Genomic DNA, 16123 nt, shown 5'->3' on the forward strand with positions numbered 1-16123 from the left:
TAAATGGCTTTTGAAATTCGATAAAATGGTAATCTATTTTTAAGATTTGTCTGTCAACCAGTTAGGTACGACCATGTTGGCCAGTTACTTTCCCGTCCTCGTATTCATCCTCGTCGGCCTTGCGGCCGGCGTACTGTTTATTCTGCTCGGCACAATTTTAGGCCCGAAACGTCACTATGCCGAAAAAGACGCGGCTTACGAATGCGGTTTTGAAGCCTTTGAAAACGCAAGGATGAAGTTCGACGTGCGCTATTACCTCGTCGCCATCCTCTTTATCCTGTTTGATTTGGAGGTCGCGTTCATGTTGCCGTGGGCAGTCGTGTTCAAAGATTTGGGCGCGTACGGCTTCTGGTCTATGCTGGTGTTTATCGTCGTTCTGACGGTAGGCTTTATTTACGAATGGAAAAAAGGTGCGCTGGAATGGGAATAGAAGGCGTTTTGAAAAAAGGTTTCATCACCACCAGCGCGGATACGGTGCTGAACTATATGCGTACCGGTTCGCTGTGGCCGGTTACTTTCGGCTTGGCCTGCTGCGCCGTGGAAATGATGCATGCGGGTATGGCGCGTTATGACCTTGACCGTTTCGGCATCATTTTCCGTCCGTCCCCCCGTCAGGCCGACCTGATGATTGTGGCAGGTACGCTGACCAACAAAATGGCGCCCGCCCTGCGCCGCGTATACGACCAGCTCGCCGAGCCGCGCTGGGTATTGTCTATGGGCTCGTGTGCCAACGGTGGCGGCTATTACCACTATTCTTATTCCGTTGTGCGCGGTGCCGACCGCGTCGTGCCAGTAGACGTTTATGTGCCGGGTTGTCCGCCGACTGCGGAAGCCCTGATTTACGGCCTGATTCAGCTCCAACAAAAAATCAAGCGCACTTCCACCATCGCGCGTGACGAGTAAGGAGAGGACGATATGGCAAGCATTCAAAACTTATACGAGACCGTCGTCGGCGTGCTTGGCGATCAGGCAAGCAAAGTCATTTCAGCTTTGGGCGAGATTACCGTCGAGTGTCTGCCCGAGCACTATATTTCAGTCATGACCGCATTGCGCGACCATGAAGAGTTGCATTTCGAGCTTCTGGTCGACTTGTGCGGTGTCGATTACAGCACTTACAAAAACGAAGTATGGCAGGGCAAGCGCTTTGCCGTCGTCAGTCAGCTGCTTTCCGTTAAAAACAATCAACGCATCCGCGTACGAGTCTGGGTTTCAGACGACGACTTCCCCATAGTCGAATCCGTAGTCGATATTTACAACAGCGCGGATTGGTACGAACGCGAAGCCTTCGATATGTACGGCATCATGTTCAACAACCATCCGGACCTGCGCCGCATCCTGACCGATTACGGTTTCGTTGGACATCCGTTCCGCAAAGACTTCCCGATTTCCGGCTATGTGGAAATGCGTTACGACGAAGAGCAAAAACGCGTGATTTACCAACCTGTTACCATTGAGCCGCGCGAGATCACGCCGCGTATCGTCCGTGAGGAGAACTACGGTGGCCAATAAATTAAGAAACTACACCATCAACTTCGGCCCGCAACACCCTGCGGCGCACGGCGTATTGCGTATGATTTTGGAGTTGGAGGGCGAAACCATCGTCCGCGCCGACCCACATATCGGCCTCCTGCACCGCGGTACTGAAAAACTGGCTGAAACCAAAACCTATCTGCAAGCCCTGCCCTATATGGACCGCTTGGACTACGTTTCCATGATGGTCAACGAGCAGGCGTATTGCTTGGCAGTAGAAAAACTTGCCGGTATCGATGTGCCTATCCGCGCCCAATACATCCGCGTGATGTTCGCCGAAGTAACGCGCATCCTCAATCACTTGATGGGCATCGGTTCGCATGCCTTCGACATCGGCGCGATGACCGCCATCCTTTACGCCTTCCGCGACCGCGAAGAGCTGATGGACTTGTACGAAGCCGTTTCCGGCGCGCGTATGCACGCCGCCTACTTCCGTCCCGGCGGCGTTTACCGCGACCTGCCCGATTTCATGCCTAAATACGAGAGCAGCAAATTCCGTAATGCCAAAGTATTGAAGCAGCTCAACGAATCCCGCGAAGGTACCATGCTCGACTTTATCGATGCCTTCTGCGAACGTTTCCCGAAAAACATCGACACACTCGAAACCCTCCTGACCGACAACCGTATTTGGAAACAGCGTACTGTCGGCATCGGCGTTGTCACTCCTGAGCGTGCCATGCAAAAAGGCTTTACCGGCGTGATGTTGCGCGGTTCAGGCGTGGAATGGGACGTGCGTAAGACACAGCCTTACGAAGTGTACGACAAAATGGATTTCGACATTCCCGTCGGCGTCAACGGCGACTGCTACGACCGCTACCTCTGCCGTATGGAAGAAATGCGTCAATCCGTGCGCATCATCAAACAATGTTCCGAGTGGTTGCGTGTCAATCCGGGTCCGGTCATTACCACAAACCACAAATTCGCTCCGCCCAAACGTACCGAAATGAAAACAGGTATGGAAGACCTGATTCACCATTTCAAACTCTTTACCGAGGGTATGCACGTTCCCGAGGGCGAGACCTACACCGCTGTCGAACACCCGAAAGGTGAGTTCGGCGTTTACATCATTTCAGACGGCGCAAACAAACCCTACCGCCTGAAAATCCGCGCACCCGGCTTCGCCCATCTGCAAGGCATGGACGAAATGGCAAAAGGCCACATGCTCGCCGACGTCGTTGCCATCATCGGTACGCAGGACATCGTATTCGGGGAGGTTGACCGATAATGTTATCCGCAGAATCTTTAAAACAAATTGATATTGAGTTGGCAAAATATCCTGCCGACCAACGCCGATCCGCCATTATGGGTGCATTGCGTATTGCCCAGACCGAAAAAGGCTGGCTCGCTCCCGAGACCATCGCCTTTGTCGCAGACTATATCGGCATCTCGCCTGCACAAGCCTACGAAGTCGCTACTTTCTACAATATGTACGACCTTGAGCCTGTCGGCAAATACAAACTGACCGTTTGTACCAACCTGCCCTGCGCCCTGCGCGGCGGTATGGCTACCGGCGAATACCTCAAACAAAAACTCGGTATCGGCTACGGCGAAACCACACCCGACGGCAAATTTACCCTTGTCGAAGGCGAATGCATGGGTGCATGTGGCGACGCTCCGGTTATGCTGGTCAACAACCACAGCATGTGCAGCTTTATGACCGAAGAAGCGATTGACAAGAAACTTGCCGAACTGAAATAAAAGGCCGTCTGAAAACAACGGCTGCAACCGATACGAAAACGAACAGGCACACCAAAAATGGCTATTTACCAATCAGGCGTGATTTTTGACCAAGTGGATACCGCCAATCCCGATTGCTGGACATTGGACGAATACGTCAAACGTGGCGGCTATACCGCCCTGCGTAAAATCCTGTCCGAAAACATCTCGCAAACCGATGTGATTGACGAAGTCAAAACCTCCGGCTTGCGCGGTCGTGGCGGTGCGGGCTTCCCGACCGGTTTGAAATGGAGCTTTATGCCCCGTTCCTTCCCGGGCAAAAAATATGTGGTTTGCAACACCGACGAAGGCGAGCCGGGTACATTTAAAGACCGCGACATCATCATGTTCAATCCGCATGCCCTGATTGAAGGCATGATTATTGCCGGTTACGCGATGGGTGCGAAAGCCGGCTACAACTACATCCACGGCGAAATTTTTGAAGGCTACCAACGTTTTGAAGCCGCTTTGGAGCAGGCGCGTGCCGCAGGCTTTTTGGGTAAAAATATTTTGGGTTCGGATTTTGAATTTGAACTCTTCGCCCACCACGGCTACGGCGCATATATTTGCGGTGAAGAAACCGCATTGCTCGAATCGTTGGAAGGCAAAAAAGGCCAGCCGCGCTTTAAGCCGCCATTCCCTGCTTCGTTCGGCCTGTACGGCAAACCGACTACCATCAACAATACCGAAACGTTCTCCTCCGTCCCCTTCATTATCCGTGACGGCGGACAGGCATTTGCCGATAAAGGTATTCCGAATGCAGGCGGTACCAAATTGTTCTGTATTTCCGGTCATGTCGAGCGTCCGGGCAACTATGAAGTGCCATTGGGTACACCGTTTGCCGAAGTCCTGAAAATGGCGGGCGGTATGCGCGGCGGTAAAAAACTCAAGGCCGTTATTCCCGGCGGTTCGTCCGCGCCAGTTTTGCCTGCCGATATCATGATGCAGACCAATATGGACTATGACTCGATTTCCAAAGCTGGCTCGATGCTGGGTTCCGGCGCGATTATCGTGATGGACGAAGATGTGTGCATGGTGAAAGCCCTTGAGCGTCTGAGCTACTTCTACTACGACGAGTCTTGCGGTCAATGTACGCCTTGTCGTGAAGGTACGGGCTGGCTCTACCGCATCGTCCACCGCATCGTAGAAGGCAAAGGCCGCATGGAAGACTTGGATCTGCTGGATTCTATAGGTAACCAAATGGCAGGCCGCACCATCTGCGCCCTTGCCGATGCCGCCGTCTTCCCTGTCCGCAGCTTTACCAAGCATTTCCGTGATGAGTTTGTGCATTACATCGAACACGGCGGACCGATGAAACCGAATAAGTGGTGCTAAGTTTTCAGACGGCCTCTATTTGAATAATGTAATCTGCTCGAAGAGATTCGAGTGAGGTCTTTGTATTTTTTCATTATGAATTGCCATGTGCAATCCTGTTTAAAAGGGATCGTAGTGAATGCACCAATTTGATTAAATTTTGAACTGAAAGATAGTTAATATGAAGATAAGAGAGATCTTAGGTGTTTCAATGGCGGTTTTATTATTGGCCGGTTGTGCATCATCTGCTGCCCCAAACTATATTAATGGTCGTTATTATATGGCCGGAGACTCAGCTTGTGCGCGAGTGCGTGTAAATCAATATGGCAATCTGGATTGTTATAATTCAAAAGGCGAATATACAGAATCAAGAAGCCCTATTTCTGAGATGCAAGCAAAAGCTTGGTATGACTATAGAAATAGCCCAAGTGTATCGAATGGAGGTGGCTACAATCCCCCTCGTCACACGTTCTGTAATAACTATGCAGGAATGGTAATGTGTAATTCTTTCTAATGTAATTTATACGAATATTATACAAATATTTAGTAAAGAATTATTTATTAAATACCCGTAACTAGGAACGAACCATGTTACAAATCGAAATCGACGGAAAACAGGTATCTGTGGAGCAGGGCGCGACGGTGATTGAAGCCGCGCACAAGCTCGGTACTTATATCCCGCATTTCTGTTACCACAAAAAACTTTCCATCGCCGCCAACTGCCGTATGTGTTTGGTGGACGTGGAAAAAGCCCCCAAACCCCTGCCCGCCTGTGCCACGCCGGTTACAGACGGCATGATTGTGCGTACGCATTCGGCAAAAGCCCGAGAGGCGCAAGAAGGCGTGATGGAGTTTCTGCTCATCAACCATCCGCTTGATTGTCCGACCTGCGACCAAGGCGGCGAATGCCAGTTGCAGGATTTGGCGATGGGCTACGGCAAAAATACCAGCCGTTATACCGAAGAAAAACGTTCTGTCATCGGCAAAGACATGGGTCCTTTGGTTTCCGCCGAGGAAATGAGCCGTTGTATCCACTGTACCCGTTGCGTCCGTTTCACTGAAGAAATCGCCGGCGTGCAAGAAATCGCCATGGCCAACCGCGGTGAACACTCCGAGATCATGCCTTTTATCGGCAAAGCAGTGGAAACCGAATTGTCAGGCAACGTCATCGATTTGTGTCCTGTCGGCGCATTGACCAGCAAACCGTTCCGCTTCAACGCGCGTACTTGGGAATTGAACCGCCGCAAATCCGTTTCCGCCCATGATGCTTTGGGCAGCAACCTGATTGTGCAAACCAAAGACCATACCGTCCGCCGTGTGTTGCCGCTGGAAAACGAAGCCATCAACGAATGCTGGCTGTCCGACCGCGACCGTTTCGCCTACGAAGGCCTGTATCACGAAAGCCGTCTGAAAAACCCGAAAATCAAACAGGGCGGCGAGTGGATGGACGTGGATTGGAAAACCGCGTTGGAATATGTCCGCAGCGCGATTGAATGTATCGCCAAAGACGGCAACCAAAACCAAGTCGGTGTTTGGGCCAATCCGATGAATACGGTTGAAGAGCTGTATCTGGCCAAAAAACTCGCCGACGGTTTGGGTGTTAAAAACTTTGCCATTCGTTTGCGCCAACAAGACAAACGTCTTTCAGACGGCCTTAAAGGTGCGCAATGGTTGGGACAAAGCATTGAGTCTTTGGCTGACAACGATGCCGTATTGGTAGTCGGTGCGAACTTGCGCAAAGAACAGCCGCTTCTGACCGCCCGCCTGCGCCGCGCCGCCAAAGACCGCATGGCTTTGAGCGTATTGGCCAGCAGTAAAGAAGAATTGTTTATGCCGCTTCTGTCTCAAGAAGCCGCACATCCCGACGAATGGGCAGGCCGTCTGAAAAACCTGTCTGCGAATGCGGAACACGCCGTTACCGCCAGCCTGAAAAACGCTGAAAAAGCAGCGGTGATTTTGGGCGCGGAAGTGCAAAACCATCCTGATTACGCCGCGATTTACGCCGCCGCGCAAGAGCTGGCAGACGCGACCAGCGCAGTGCTGGGCATCTTGCCGCAAGCCGCCAACAGCGTTGGTGCGGATGTCTTAAATGTAAACTCCGGCGAGAGCGTTGTCGAAATGGCAAATGCGCCGAAACAGGCAGTCTTGCTGCTCAATGTCGAGCCTGAAATCGATACGGCGGACGGCGCAAAAGCCGTGGCCGCGTTGAAACAGGCTAAAAGCGTGATGGCGTTTACGCCGTTTGTCAGCGAAACGCTGCTGGACCTGTGCGACGTATTGTTGCCGATTGCGCCGTTTACTGAAACATCAGGCAGCTTCATCAATATGGAAGGCCGTATGCAATCTTTCCACGGCGTGGTACAAGGCTTCGGCGATTCGCGTCCGATGTGGAAAGTGTTGCGCGTATTGGGCAATCTGTTTGACCTGAAAGGTTTTGAATACCACGATACCGCTGCGATTCTGAAAGATGCGCTGGATGTAGAAAGCCTGCCGTCTAAACTGGATAACCGCAGTACATGGACAGGGGAGAGCGTTCAGACGGCCTCAAACCGCCTTGTCCGTGTCGGCGGCGTCGGTATTTATCACACTGATTCTATCGTACGCCGTTCCGCACCGTTGCAAGAAACCAGCCATGCCGCCGTGCCTGCCGCGCGTGTAAATCCGAACACATTGGCACGCTTGGGCCTGCAAGACGGACAAACCGCTGTCGCCAAACAAAACGGCGCAAGCGTATCGGTTGCCGTCAAGGCCGATGCCGGTTTGCCTGAAAACGTGGTGCATCTGCCGCTGCATACCGAAAATGCCGCGCTGGGTGCGTTGATGGACACTATTGAACTGGCGGGAGCTTGATCATGCAAGAATGGTTCCAAAACCTCTTTGCCGCAACGCTCGGTCTGGGCGATTTGGGTATCACCGTAGGCTTGGTGGTATCCGTCATCGTCAAAATCGTGATTATCCTGATTCCGCTGATTCTGACCGTTGCCTACCTGACATATTTCGAACGTAAAGTCATCGGCTTTATGCAGCTTCGCGTCGGTCCGAACGTAACCGGTCCGTGGGGTCTGATTCAGCCGTTTGCCGACGTGTTCAAACTCTTGTTTAAAGAGGTAACCCGTCCGAAGCTGTCAAACAAAGCCCTATTCTATATCGGCCCGATTATGTCGCTTGCCCCGTCTTTTGCAGCATGGGCAGTGATTCCGTTCAACGAAGAATGGGTGCTGACCAACATCAATATCGGCCTTTTGTACATCCTGATGATTACCTCGCTGTCGGTTTACGGCGTGATCATCGCGGGCTGGGCTTCCAACTCTAAATATTCGTTCTTGGGCGCAATGCGTGCTTCCGCACAAAGCATTTCCTACGAGATTGCCATGAGTGCCGCACTGGTGTGCGTTGTGATGGTATCGGGCAGCATGAACTTCTCCGACATCGTTGCCGCACAGGCCAAAGGTATTGCCGGCGGTTCGGTATTCTCTTGGAACTGGCTGCCGCTCTTCCCCATCTTCATTGTCTATCTGATTTCCGCCGTTGCCGAAACCAACCGCGCGCCGTTTGACGTGGCAGAGGGTGAGTCTGAAATCGTTGCCGGTCACCACGTTGAATATTCCGGCTTCGCATTCGCACTGTTCTTCCTTGCTGAATACATTTTCATGATTCTGATTGCCGCGCTGACATCGCTGATGTTCCTCGGCGGTTGGCTGTCCCCCTTCCCGCAAAGCTGGGGCTTTATCGGTACGCCTTCCGCATTCTGGATGTTCGTGAAAATGGCGGCGGTGCTGTACTGGTATCTGTGGATCCGTGCAACCTTCCCGCGCTACCGTTACGACCAAATCATGCGCCTAGGCTGGAAAGTGCTGATTCCGATCGGCTTCGCCTACATCGTGATTTTGGGCGTGTGGATGATTTCACCGCTGAATTTGTGGAAATAGGGCAGGGAGGCCGTCTGAAAGTTTTCAGGTAGCCTATAACCCAAATTTTTAACCGTTTCAAACCGAGAGAACCTAATGAAAGCTCAATGCCTGTGTGGCGCAGTATCACTGGAAACCGCCGAAAACCGCGAACTCCACGCCTGCCATTGTGGAAAATGCCGCGTATGGGGCGGCGGCGCGTCTTTTACTTTGGCCGCCCAGTCGCCTGAAATTACAGGCAGCGAACACATTGCGCATTATCAGTCGTCCGAATGGGCGCAACGCTGTTTTTGCAAACACTGCGGCACACATCTGTTTGTGAAAGTTGGCAACGATTATTACATCAACGCCGGGCTGTTTGCCGACAACGCGGGCTTTGAAACCACTTCGCAAATCTTTATCGATTGCAAAGCTCCGTATTACGACTTGGCCAACGATACCCCGAAGCTGACCGAAGCAGAGTTTTTAGAAATGGTGGGCGCGGCAGGTTAAAAAACCGCTTTCAGACGGCCTGTAAACAGAACAATCCGAAAAGAGCATCCGAAAATGGCTAATTTAGTAAAAACCTTCCTGCTGGGCGAATTGGTGAAAGGCATGGGCGTAACGCTCAAAAACTTCTTCGCCCGCAAAGACACGATTTACTTCCCTGAAGAAAAAACGCCGCAATCCGTGCGTTTCCGTGGCCTGCACGCGCAACGCCGTTATCCGAACGGCGAAGAGCGCTGTATTGCGTGTAAATTGTGTGAGGCAGTTTGTCCGGCAATGGCGATTAACATCGAATCGGAAGAACGCGAAGACGGCACCCGCCGCACCAAGCGTTACGACATCGACCTGACCAAGTGCATCTTCTGCGGTTTCTGCGAAGAGGCCTGCCCGACCGATGCGATTGTGGAAACCCATATTTTTGAATACCACGGCGAGAAAAAAGGCGACTTACACATGACCAAGCCGATTCTTTTGGCCATTGGCGATAAATACGAAGCTGAAATCGCCAAACGCAAAGCCGCTGACGCGCCGTATCGTTAAGGAGCAGACGAATGACTTTTTCCGCGATTCTGTTCTATATTCTTGCCGCCATCGTTTTGTACGGTGCGGTTCGTACCGTCACCGCTAAAAACCCTGTTCACGCCGCTTTGCATCTGGTGCTGACCTTCTGCGTGAGCGCGATGCTTTGGATGCTGATGCAGGCTGAGTTTTTGGGCGTGACGCTGGTGGTGGTTTACGTCGGCGCCGTGATGGTGTTGTTCCTGTTCGTCGTGATGATGTTGAACATCGACATTGAGGAAATGCGTGCCGGTTTCTGGCGTCATGCGCCTGTTGCCGGCGTGGTCGGCACATTGTTGGCGGTTGCCCTGATCCTGATTTTGGTCAACCCGAAAACTGACCTGGCCGCATTTGGCCTGATGAAAGACATTCCGGCCGATTACAACAATATCCGCGATTTGGGCAGCCGTATTTATACCGACTACCTGTTGCCGTTTGAGTTGGCGGCGGTATTGCTGCTGTTGGGCATGGTGGCCGCGATTGCGCTGGTTCACCGTAAAACCACCAATCCGAAACGTATGGATCCAGCCGACCAAGTTAAAGTACGCGCCGATCAAGGCCGTATGCGTCTGGTGAAAATGGAAGCGGTTAAACCGCAAGTCGAATCTGCCGAAGAAAGCGAAGTTTCAGACGGCCTTAAGCCGGAAGGGGAGGGTAAAGCATGATTACTTTGACGCATTATCTGGTATTGGGTGCGCTCCTGTTCGGTATCAGCGCAATGGGTATCTTTATGAACCGCAAAAACGTGCTGGTATTGCTGATGTCCATCGAGCTGATGCTTTTGGCGGTGAACTTCAACTTTATCGCCTTCTCGCAATATTTGGGCGATACTGCCGGACAAATTTTCGTATTCTTCGTACTGACCGTTGCCGCTGCCGAATCTGCCATCGGTTTAGCGATTATGGTGCTGGTGTACCGCAACCGACAAACAATCAACGTTGCCGATTTGGATGAGTTGAAAGGGTAATCATGAACGATATGACTTTATATTTGATAATTGCCCTTGTACCTTTGGCAGGCTCGCTGATTGCGGGTTTGTTCGGCAACAAAATCGGACGTGCCGGCGCGCATACGGTTACGATACTCGGCGTGGCGGTGTCTGCCGTGCTGTCGGCTTATGTGCTGTGGGGATTCCTCAATGGCAGCCGTACCAAGTTTGACGAGAACGTTTATACCTGGCTGACAATGGGCGGCTTAGATTTCTCCGTCGGCTTTTTGGTCGATACGATGACGGCGATGATGATGGTCGTGGTTACCGGCGTGTCGTTGATGGTGCATATCTATACCATCGGCTATATGCACGACGAAAAAGTCGGCTACCAACGCTTCTTCAGTTATATCTCTTTGTTTACATTCAGCATGTTGATGCTGATTATGAGCAACAACTTCATCCAACTCTTCTTCGGCTGGGAAGCTGTGGGCTTGGTATCGTATCTCTTGATCGGTTTCTATTTCAAACGTCCAAGCGCAACATTTGCCAACCTGAAAGCCTTTTTGATCAACCGTGTCGGCGACTTCGGCTTTTTGCTCGGTATCGGCTTGGTGCTTGCCTATTTCGGCGGCAGCCTGCGCTATCAAGATGTATTCGCTTATCTGCCTAATGTTCAGACGGCCACTATCCAACTGTTCCCCGGTGTGGAATGGTCTTTGATTACTGTAACCTGTTTACTCCTGTTTGTCGGTGCGATGGGTAAATCTGCACAATTCCCGCTGCATGTCTGGCTGCCTGATTCGATGGAAGGCCCGACACCGATTTCTGCATTGATTCACGCCGCAACCATGGTTACCGCCGGTCTGTTCATGGTATCGCGTATGTCGCCGATTTATGAGATGAGCAGCACTGCGCTATCTGTCATCATGGTAATCGGTGCGATTACTGCTCTGTTTATGGGTTTTTTGGGCGTGATTCAAAACGACATCAAACGTGTGGTTGCGTATTCCACCCTGTCGCAACTGGGCTACATGACCGTGGCTCTGGGCGCGTCTGCCTATTCCGTAGCAATGTTCCATGTGATGACCCACGCTTTCTTTAAAGCCTTGTTGTTCTTGGCCGCAGGTAGCGCGATTATCGGTATGCACCATGACCAAGACATGCGCCACATGGGTAACCTGAAAAAATACATGCCGATTACTTGGCTGACCATGCTGATCGGTAACTTGTCGCTGATCGGTACGCCGTTCTTCTCCGGCTTCTATTCCAAAGATTCGATTATCGAAGCAGCGAAATACAGCACCCTGCCGGGTAGCGGATTTGCTTATTTCGCCGTCCTCGCCAGTGTGTTCGTTACCGCGTTTTACGCGTTCCGCCAATACTTTATGGTGTTCCACGGCGAAGAAAAATGGCGCAGCCTGCCCGAACACCATTCAGACGACCATGGCGAAGAACATCACGGCTTGGGCAAAAACGACAATCCGCACGAAAGCCCGCTGGTCGTTACCCTGCCTTTGATTTTGCTTGCCATTCCGTCCGTCATCATCGGCTACATCGCCATCGAACCCATGCTCTACGGCGATTTCTTCAAAGACGTGATTTTTGTTAATGCCGACGCGCATCCGACCATGCACATCATGAAGGAAGAGTTCCACGGCGCATTGGCAATGGTGTCTCACAGCCTGCATTCGCCTGTACTCTACCTCGCTATTGCAGGTGTATTGAGCGCATGGCTCCTGTACGTCAAACTGCCGCACCTGCCTGCGAAAATTGCACAGACATTCCGTCCGATTTACGTTTTGTTTGAAAACAAATACTACCTCGACGCCCTGTATTTCAACGTCTTCGCTAAAGGCACGCGCGCATTGGGTACTTTCTTCTGGAAAGTCGGCGATACCGCCATTATCGACAACGGTATCGTCAACGGCTCTGCCAAACTGGTCGGCGCGATTGCCGCGCAGGTACGCAAAGTCCAAACTGGCTTTATCTACACCTACGCCGCCGCTATGGTATTCGGCGTATTGGTACTGCTCGGCATGACCTTCTGGGGATTGTTCCGATAAGAATAAGGTTTCAGACGGCCTTAAACCTTCAGACCGTCTGAAACGAAGAAATATCCACATAAACACATTTTTATTTTAACCACAGGTTAACCACTATGTTTCCCAACTACCTACTCAGCTTGGCAATATGGATACCCATCGCCGCAGGTGTGCTGGTTTTGGCGACCGGTAAAGACAGCCGTGCGCCGCTGGCGCGTGTGCTTGCCTTCATGGGTGCGCTTGCCGGTTTCTTGGTAACGCTGCCCCTGTTTACCGGTTTCGACCGTTTGAGCGGCGGCTATCAGTTTACCGAGTTCCACGAGTGGATTCCGCTTCTGAAAATCAACTATGCATTGGGCGTGGACGGTATTTCAGTGCTCTTTATCATCTTGAATGCGTTTATTACGCTGTTGGTGGTATTGGCCGGTTGGGAAGTCATTCAGAAACGTCCGGCGCAGTATATGGCGGCATTCCTGATGATGTCGGGTTTGATTAACGGTGCGTTTGCCGCGCAGGATGCGATTCTGTTTTATGTGTTCTTCGAGGGTATGCTGATTCCGCTGTACCTGATTATCGGTGTATGGGGCGGCCCGCGCCGCGTCTATGCGTCGGTCAAGCTGTTCCTCTATACGCTGATGGGTTCACTCTTGATGCTGGTTGCCATGGTTTACCTGTACTATCAAACAGGCAGCTTCTCTATTGTCGATTTCCAAAACATTAAACAGATTCCGCTGGGTGTACAACAGCTTTTGTTTGTGGCGTTCTTCCTGTCATTTGCCGTAAAAGTGCCGATGTTCCCTGTGCACACTTGGTTGCCGGATGCCCACGTTGAAGCGCCGACCGGCGGTTCGATGGTATTGGCGGCAATTACGCTGAAACTGGGTGCATATGGTTTCTTGCGCTTTATCCTGCCGATTATGCCGGACGCGGCTCGCTATTTTGCCCCCGTGATCATCGTATTGAGCCTGATTGCCGTGATTTATATCGGTATGGTGGCTTTGGTGCAAACCGATATGAAAAAACTGGTGGCGTATTCTTCCATCAGCCATATGGGTTTTGTCACTTTGGGCATGTTCCTGTTTGTGAACGGCCAACTGAATGATTGGGCATTGAAAGGCGCAATCATTCAAATGATTTCCCACGGTTTTGTGTCCGCCGCGATGTTTATGTGTATCGGTGTGATGTACGACCGCCTGCATACCCGCAATATTGCCGATTATGGCGGCGTGGTCAATGTGATGCCTAAGTTTGCGGCGTTTATGATGTTGTTCGGTATGGCTAATGCCGGTCTGCCTGCGACTTCCGGCTTCGTGGGCGAGTTTATGGTGATTATGGGTGCGGTTAAAGTGAATTTTTGGGTAGGCGCGTTGGCCGCCATGACCTTGATTTACGGTGCATCTTATACTCTGTGGATGTACAAACGCGTTATTTTTGGTGCGATCCACAATCCGCACGTTGCCGAAATGAAAGACATCAATTGCCGCGAATTTGCGATTTTGGCGATTTTGGCGGTTGCTGTTTTGGGCATGGGTCTGTATCCGCAAGCGTTTATAGAAGTAGTGCATCAAGCGGCAAACGATTTGATTGCCCATGTGGCACAAAGCAAGATTTGAGGTGTGTAAATGAACTGGTCTGATTTGAATTTAATGCCCGCCATGCCCGAAATCGTGCTGCTTGCGCTATTGGGTGTCGTATTGCTGGCAGACTTGTGGATTTGCGATAAAAACCGCTATCTGACCCATCTGATGAGTTTGGGAACGGTCATTGTCGTGGCTGTCACCCAATTGGCAGTATGGGAACAGGGCAGTCTGCTTACGTTTAATGGAATGTATATTGCAGACGGCATGTCCCGTTTGGCAAAATTGGTGTTGTATGCGCTGACATTCAGTCTGTTTATTTACAGTAAACCGTACAATCAAGACCGCCAAATCTTTAAAGGCGAGTTTTACACCCTCTCGCTGTTTGCTCTGTTGGGTATGAGCGTCATGGTCAGCTCGGCACATTTCCTGACTGCGTATATTGGTTTGGAATTGTTGTCTTTATCACTGTACGCCATGATTGCCCTGCGTCGCGATTCCGGTCGATCTGCCGAGGCTGCGCTGAAATACTTTGTATTGGGCGCATTGGCCTCCGGTCTGTTGCTCTATGGTATTTCCATGGTGTACGGCGCCACCGGTTCTCTTGATTTTGCTTCCGTCTTGGCCTCTGCGGCCAATGGGCAGGCTAATCAATGGCTGCTGAAATTAGGTGTGGTATTTATTGTGGTTGCCATTGCATTTAAATTGGGTGCGGTTCCATTCCATATGTGGGTACCCGATGTGTACGATGGCGCGCCGACCTCTGTTACCGCCTTTGTGGGTACGGCTCCGAAAATTGCCGCCGTTGTCTTCGCATTCCGTATCCTGATTACAGGTATGGATACCATACATTCAGACTGGGCGCCGATGTTGGCCATTCTTGCAGTTGCTTCTTTGGTGGTCGGTAACCTTGCAGCCATCATGCAAACCAATATCAAACGTATGCTTGCCTATTCCACCGTATCGCACATGGGCTTTATCCTGTTGGCGTTTATGGCAGGAGCGGTCGGCTTTACCGCAGGTTTGTATTACGCCATTACCTATGCTTTGATGGCGGCAGTCAGCTTCGGTGTTTTGATGGTATTGTCCACCAAAGACATTGAGTGTGAAGACATCAAAGACCTCGCAGGCCTCAACCAACGCCATGCATGGTTTGCCTTCCTGATGCTGCTGTCCATGTTCTCTATGGCAGGCATTCCTCCGCTGATGGGCTTTTACGCCAAATTCGGCGTGATTATGGCGCTCTTGAAACAAGGCCATGTTTGGTTGTCCGTATTTGCCGTCATCATGTCGCTGATTGGCGCGTTCTACTACCTGCGCGTGGTCAAAGTCATCTACTTCGATGCGCCTGATCATGACCAGCCGGTCGGCAGTAACTATGCCGCTAAATTTGTTCTGACGGTCAATGCCTTCTTGCTGCTCCTGTGGGGTATCATGCCGCAAACCGTTATCGACTGGTGTGCCAAAGCATTGGAAAATACCCTGTAAGCTTTAAACAAAACCAACGGCGGCTGTTCCAAAGTCGCCGTTTTTGTTAGGATTCGCATCTGGGTGAAATATACCCAAAGTTCAGACGGCCTCAAGCCTTCTGACAAACATTGGGCGGGTATCATCAAGAGATTGAATATTCCACGGATAATGATGGGCAAGAATGCCCATTTAACATGTTAAAATCACACGTAGGCCGTCTGAAAACAGAAAGACCACCATGACCGCATCCATGTACATTCTTTTGCTGTTGGCACTTATCTTTGCCAACGCACCCTTTATTACCACTAAATTCTTCGGCATCATCGCCCTGAAACGCAAACACATCGGCCATCACTTGATCGAATTGCTGGCGGGCTTCCTTCTTACCGCGATCCTCGCCTATATCCTCGAATCACGCGCCGGTGCCGTGCATGCCCAAGATTGGGAGTTTTACGCGACCGTGGTTTGCCTCTACCTGATTTTTGCCTTCCCATGCTTTGTATGGCGTTATTTTTGGAATGAGCGAAATAGAGAGTAGGAATCGGATTTGAATAAGGAAAAGGCCGTCTGAAAGATTTTCAGACGGCCTTT

At 51.2% G+C, this 16123-nt stretch carries 17 protein-coding genes; all 17 read left to right on the top strand.

The genetic code is table 11. The annotated features are described in order from the left end of the window. The first annotated feature begins 73 nt into the window (after positions 1 to 73). On the top strand, positions 74 to 430 hold the full coding sequence (locus tag HMPREF3022_RS09425) for an NADH-quinone oxidoreductase subunit A (protein WP_003686600.1): 357 nt from the start codon (positions 74 to 76) through the stop codon (positions 428 to 430). Beyond that, entirely contained in the window at positions 421 to 903 is a 483-nt protein-coding gene (locus HMPREF3022_RS09430; protein WP_002215610.1) for a NuoB/complex I 20 kDa subunit family protein, read from the top strand. The genes HMPREF3022_RS09425 and HMPREF3022_RS09430 overlap by 10 nt, the downstream gene beginning before the upstream one ends. Positions 904 to 915: 12 nt before the next feature. Continuing rightward, entirely contained in the window at positions 916 to 1509 is a 594-nt protein-coding gene (locus tag HMPREF3022_RS09435) for an NADH-quinone oxidoreductase subunit C (RefSeq protein WP_049332999.1), read from the top strand. Continuing rightward, complete coding sequence (nuoD, locus tag HMPREF3022_RS09440) at positions 1499 to 2755, top strand: NADH dehydrogenase (quinone) subunit D (RefSeq protein WP_049332998.1); 1257 nt, start codon at positions 1499 to 1501, stop codon at positions 2753 to 2755. Before HMPREF3022_RS09435 ends, nuoD begins: the two co-directional genes overlap by 11 nt. Then, a complete protein-coding gene (gene nuoE / locus HMPREF3022_RS09445) occupies positions 2755 to 3228 on the top strand; it encodes an NADH-quinone oxidoreductase subunit NuoE (RefSeq protein WP_049332996.1) in 474 nt (157 codons plus the stop codon). The genes nuoD and nuoE overlap by 1 nt, the downstream gene beginning before the upstream one ends. 57 nt (positions 3229 to 3285) lie before the next feature. Then, the gene (gene nuoF / locus HMPREF3022_RS09450) at positions 3286 to 4581 is read left to right on the top strand and encodes an NADH-quinone oxidoreductase subunit NuoF (protein ID WP_049332994.1); all 1296 of its coding nucleotides are present in this window, start codon (positions 3286 to 3288) and stop codon (positions 4579 to 4581) included. 160 nt (positions 4582 to 4741) lie between these two features. Beyond that, positions 4742 to 5074, top strand: coding sequence for a hypothetical protein (locus tag HMPREF3022_RS11640; RefSeq protein ID WP_152901634.1), 333 nt, complete (start codon positions 4742 to 4744; stop codon positions 5072 to 5074). A gap of 74 nt (positions 5075 to 5148) precedes the next feature. After that, complete coding sequence (gene nuoG, locus HMPREF3022_RS09455; RefSeq protein WP_049332991.1) at positions 5149 to 7410, top strand: NADH-quinone oxidoreductase subunit NuoG; 2262 nt, start codon at positions 5149 to 5151, stop codon at positions 7408 to 7410. Positions 7411 to 7412: 2 nt separating this feature from the next. Continuing rightward, positions 7413 to 8489, top strand: a complete 1077-nt coding sequence (gene nuoH, locus HMPREF3022_RS09460; RefSeq protein WP_002216340.1) for an NADH-quinone oxidoreductase subunit NuoH — start codon at positions 7413 to 7415, stop codon at positions 8487 to 8489. Positions 8490 to 8564: 75 nt separating this feature from the next. Further along, positions 8565 to 8960 (top strand): GFA family protein, encoded by a 396-nt coding sequence (locus HMPREF3022_RS09465; protein WP_003686531.1) that lies wholly within the window; start codon positions 8565 to 8567, stop codon positions 8958 to 8960. Positions 8961 to 9014: 54 nt separating this feature from the next. Beyond that, entirely contained in the window at positions 9015 to 9494 is a 480-nt protein-coding gene (gene nuoI, locus HMPREF3022_RS09470; protein WP_002216341.1) for an NADH-quinone oxidoreductase subunit NuoI, read from the top strand. 11 nt (positions 9495 to 9505) lie between these two features. Then, positions 9506 to 10177: an NADH-quinone oxidoreductase subunit J gene (locus HMPREF3022_RS09475; protein WP_003750564.1), complete on the top strand. Its 672-nt coding sequence runs from the start codon at positions 9506 to 9508 to the stop codon at positions 10175 to 10177. Further along, on the top strand, positions 10174 to 10479 hold the full coding sequence (nuoK, locus tag HMPREF3022_RS09480) for an NADH-quinone oxidoreductase subunit NuoK (protein WP_004519135.1): 306 nt from the start codon (positions 10174 to 10176) through the stop codon (positions 10477 to 10479). Before HMPREF3022_RS09475 ends, nuoK begins: the two co-directional genes overlap by 4 nt. A 2-nt stretch (positions 10480 to 10481) precedes the next feature. Next, a complete protein-coding gene (nuoL, locus tag HMPREF3022_RS09485) occupies positions 10482 to 12506 on the top strand; it encodes an NADH-quinone oxidoreductase subunit L (RefSeq protein ID WP_070765537.1) in 2025 nt (674 codons plus the stop codon). Positions 12507 to 12601: 95 nt separating this feature from the next. Next, complete coding sequence (locus tag HMPREF3022_RS09490; protein WP_070765538.1) at positions 12602 to 14098, top strand: NADH-quinone oxidoreductase subunit M; 1497 nt, start codon at positions 12602 to 12604, stop codon at positions 14096 to 14098. A 9-nt stretch (positions 14099 to 14107) separates the two neighbouring features. Continuing rightward, a complete protein-coding gene (nuoN, locus tag HMPREF3022_RS09495; protein WP_070765539.1) occupies positions 14108 to 15550 on the top strand; it encodes an NADH-quinone oxidoreductase subunit NuoN in 1443 nt (480 codons plus the stop codon). A 220-nt stretch (positions 15551 to 15770) separates the two neighbouring features. Continuing rightward, positions 15771 to 16070: a DUF2818 family protein gene (locus HMPREF3022_RS09500; RefSeq protein ID WP_003686671.1), complete on the top strand. Its 300-nt coding sequence runs from the start codon at positions 15771 to 15773 to the stop codon at positions 16068 to 16070. The last annotated feature ends 53 nt before the right edge of the window (positions 16071 to 16123 follow it).

This window comes from Neisseria sp. HMSC065C04 (assembly GCF_001815375.1).
Lineage (GTDB): Bacteria > Pseudomonadota > Gammaproteobacteria > Burkholderiales > Neisseriaceae > Neisseria > Neisseria flavescens_D.

Coding starts and splice junctions, on each gene's coding strand:
- HMPREF3022_RS09425 (WP_003686600.1), top strand. CDS start 74: ATGTTGGCCAGTTACTTTCCCGTCCTCGTATTCATCCTCGTCGGCCTT.
- HMPREF3022_RS09430 (WP_002215610.1), top strand. CDS start 421: ATGGGAATAGAAGGCGTTTTGAAAAAAGGTTTCATCACCACCAGCGCG.
- HMPREF3022_RS09435 (WP_049332999.1), top strand. CDS start 916: ATGGCAAGCATTCAAAACTTATACGAGACCGTCGTCGGCGTGCTTGGC.
- nuoE (WP_049332996.1), top strand. CDS start 2,755: ATGTTATCCGCAGAATCTTTAAAACAAATTGATATTGAGTTGGCAAAA.
- nuoF (WP_049332994.1), top strand. CDS start 3,286: ATGGCTATTTACCAATCAGGCGTGATTTTTGACCAAGTGGATACCGCC.
- HMPREF3022_RS11640 (WP_152901634.1), top strand. CDS start 4,742: ATGAAGATAAGAGAGATCTTAGGTGTTTCAATGGCGGTTTTATTATTG.
- nuoG (WP_049332991.1), top strand. CDS start 5,149: ATGTTACAAATCGAAATCGACGGAAAACAGGTATCTGTGGAGCAGGGC.
- nuoH (WP_002216340.1), top strand. CDS start 7,413: ATGCAAGAATGGTTCCAAAACCTCTTTGCCGCAACGCTCGGTCTGGGC.
- HMPREF3022_RS09465 (WP_003686531.1), top strand. CDS start 8,565: ATGAAAGCTCAATGCCTGTGTGGCGCAGTATCACTGGAAACCGCCGAA.
- nuoI (WP_002216341.1), top strand. CDS start 9,015: ATGGCTAATTTAGTAAAAACCTTCCTGCTGGGCGAATTGGTGAAAGGC.
- HMPREF3022_RS09475 (WP_003750564.1), top strand. CDS start 9,506: ATGACTTTTTCCGCGATTCTGTTCTATATTCTTGCCGCCATCGTTTTG.
- nuoK (WP_004519135.1), top strand. CDS start 10,174: ATGATTACTTTGACGCATTATCTGGTATTGGGTGCGCTCCTGTTCGGT.
- nuoL (WP_070765537.1), top strand. CDS start 10,482: ATGAACGATATGACTTTATATTTGATAATTGCCCTTGTACCTTTGGCA.
- HMPREF3022_RS09490 (WP_070765538.1), top strand. CDS start 12,602: ATGTTTCCCAACTACCTACTCAGCTTGGCAATATGGATACCCATCGCC.
- nuoN (WP_070765539.1), top strand. CDS start 14,108: ATGAACTGGTCTGATTTGAATTTAATGCCCGCCATGCCCGAAATCGTG.
- HMPREF3022_RS09500 (WP_003686671.1), top strand. CDS start 15,771: ATGACCGCATCCATGTACATTCTTTTGCTGTTGGCACTTATCTTTGCC.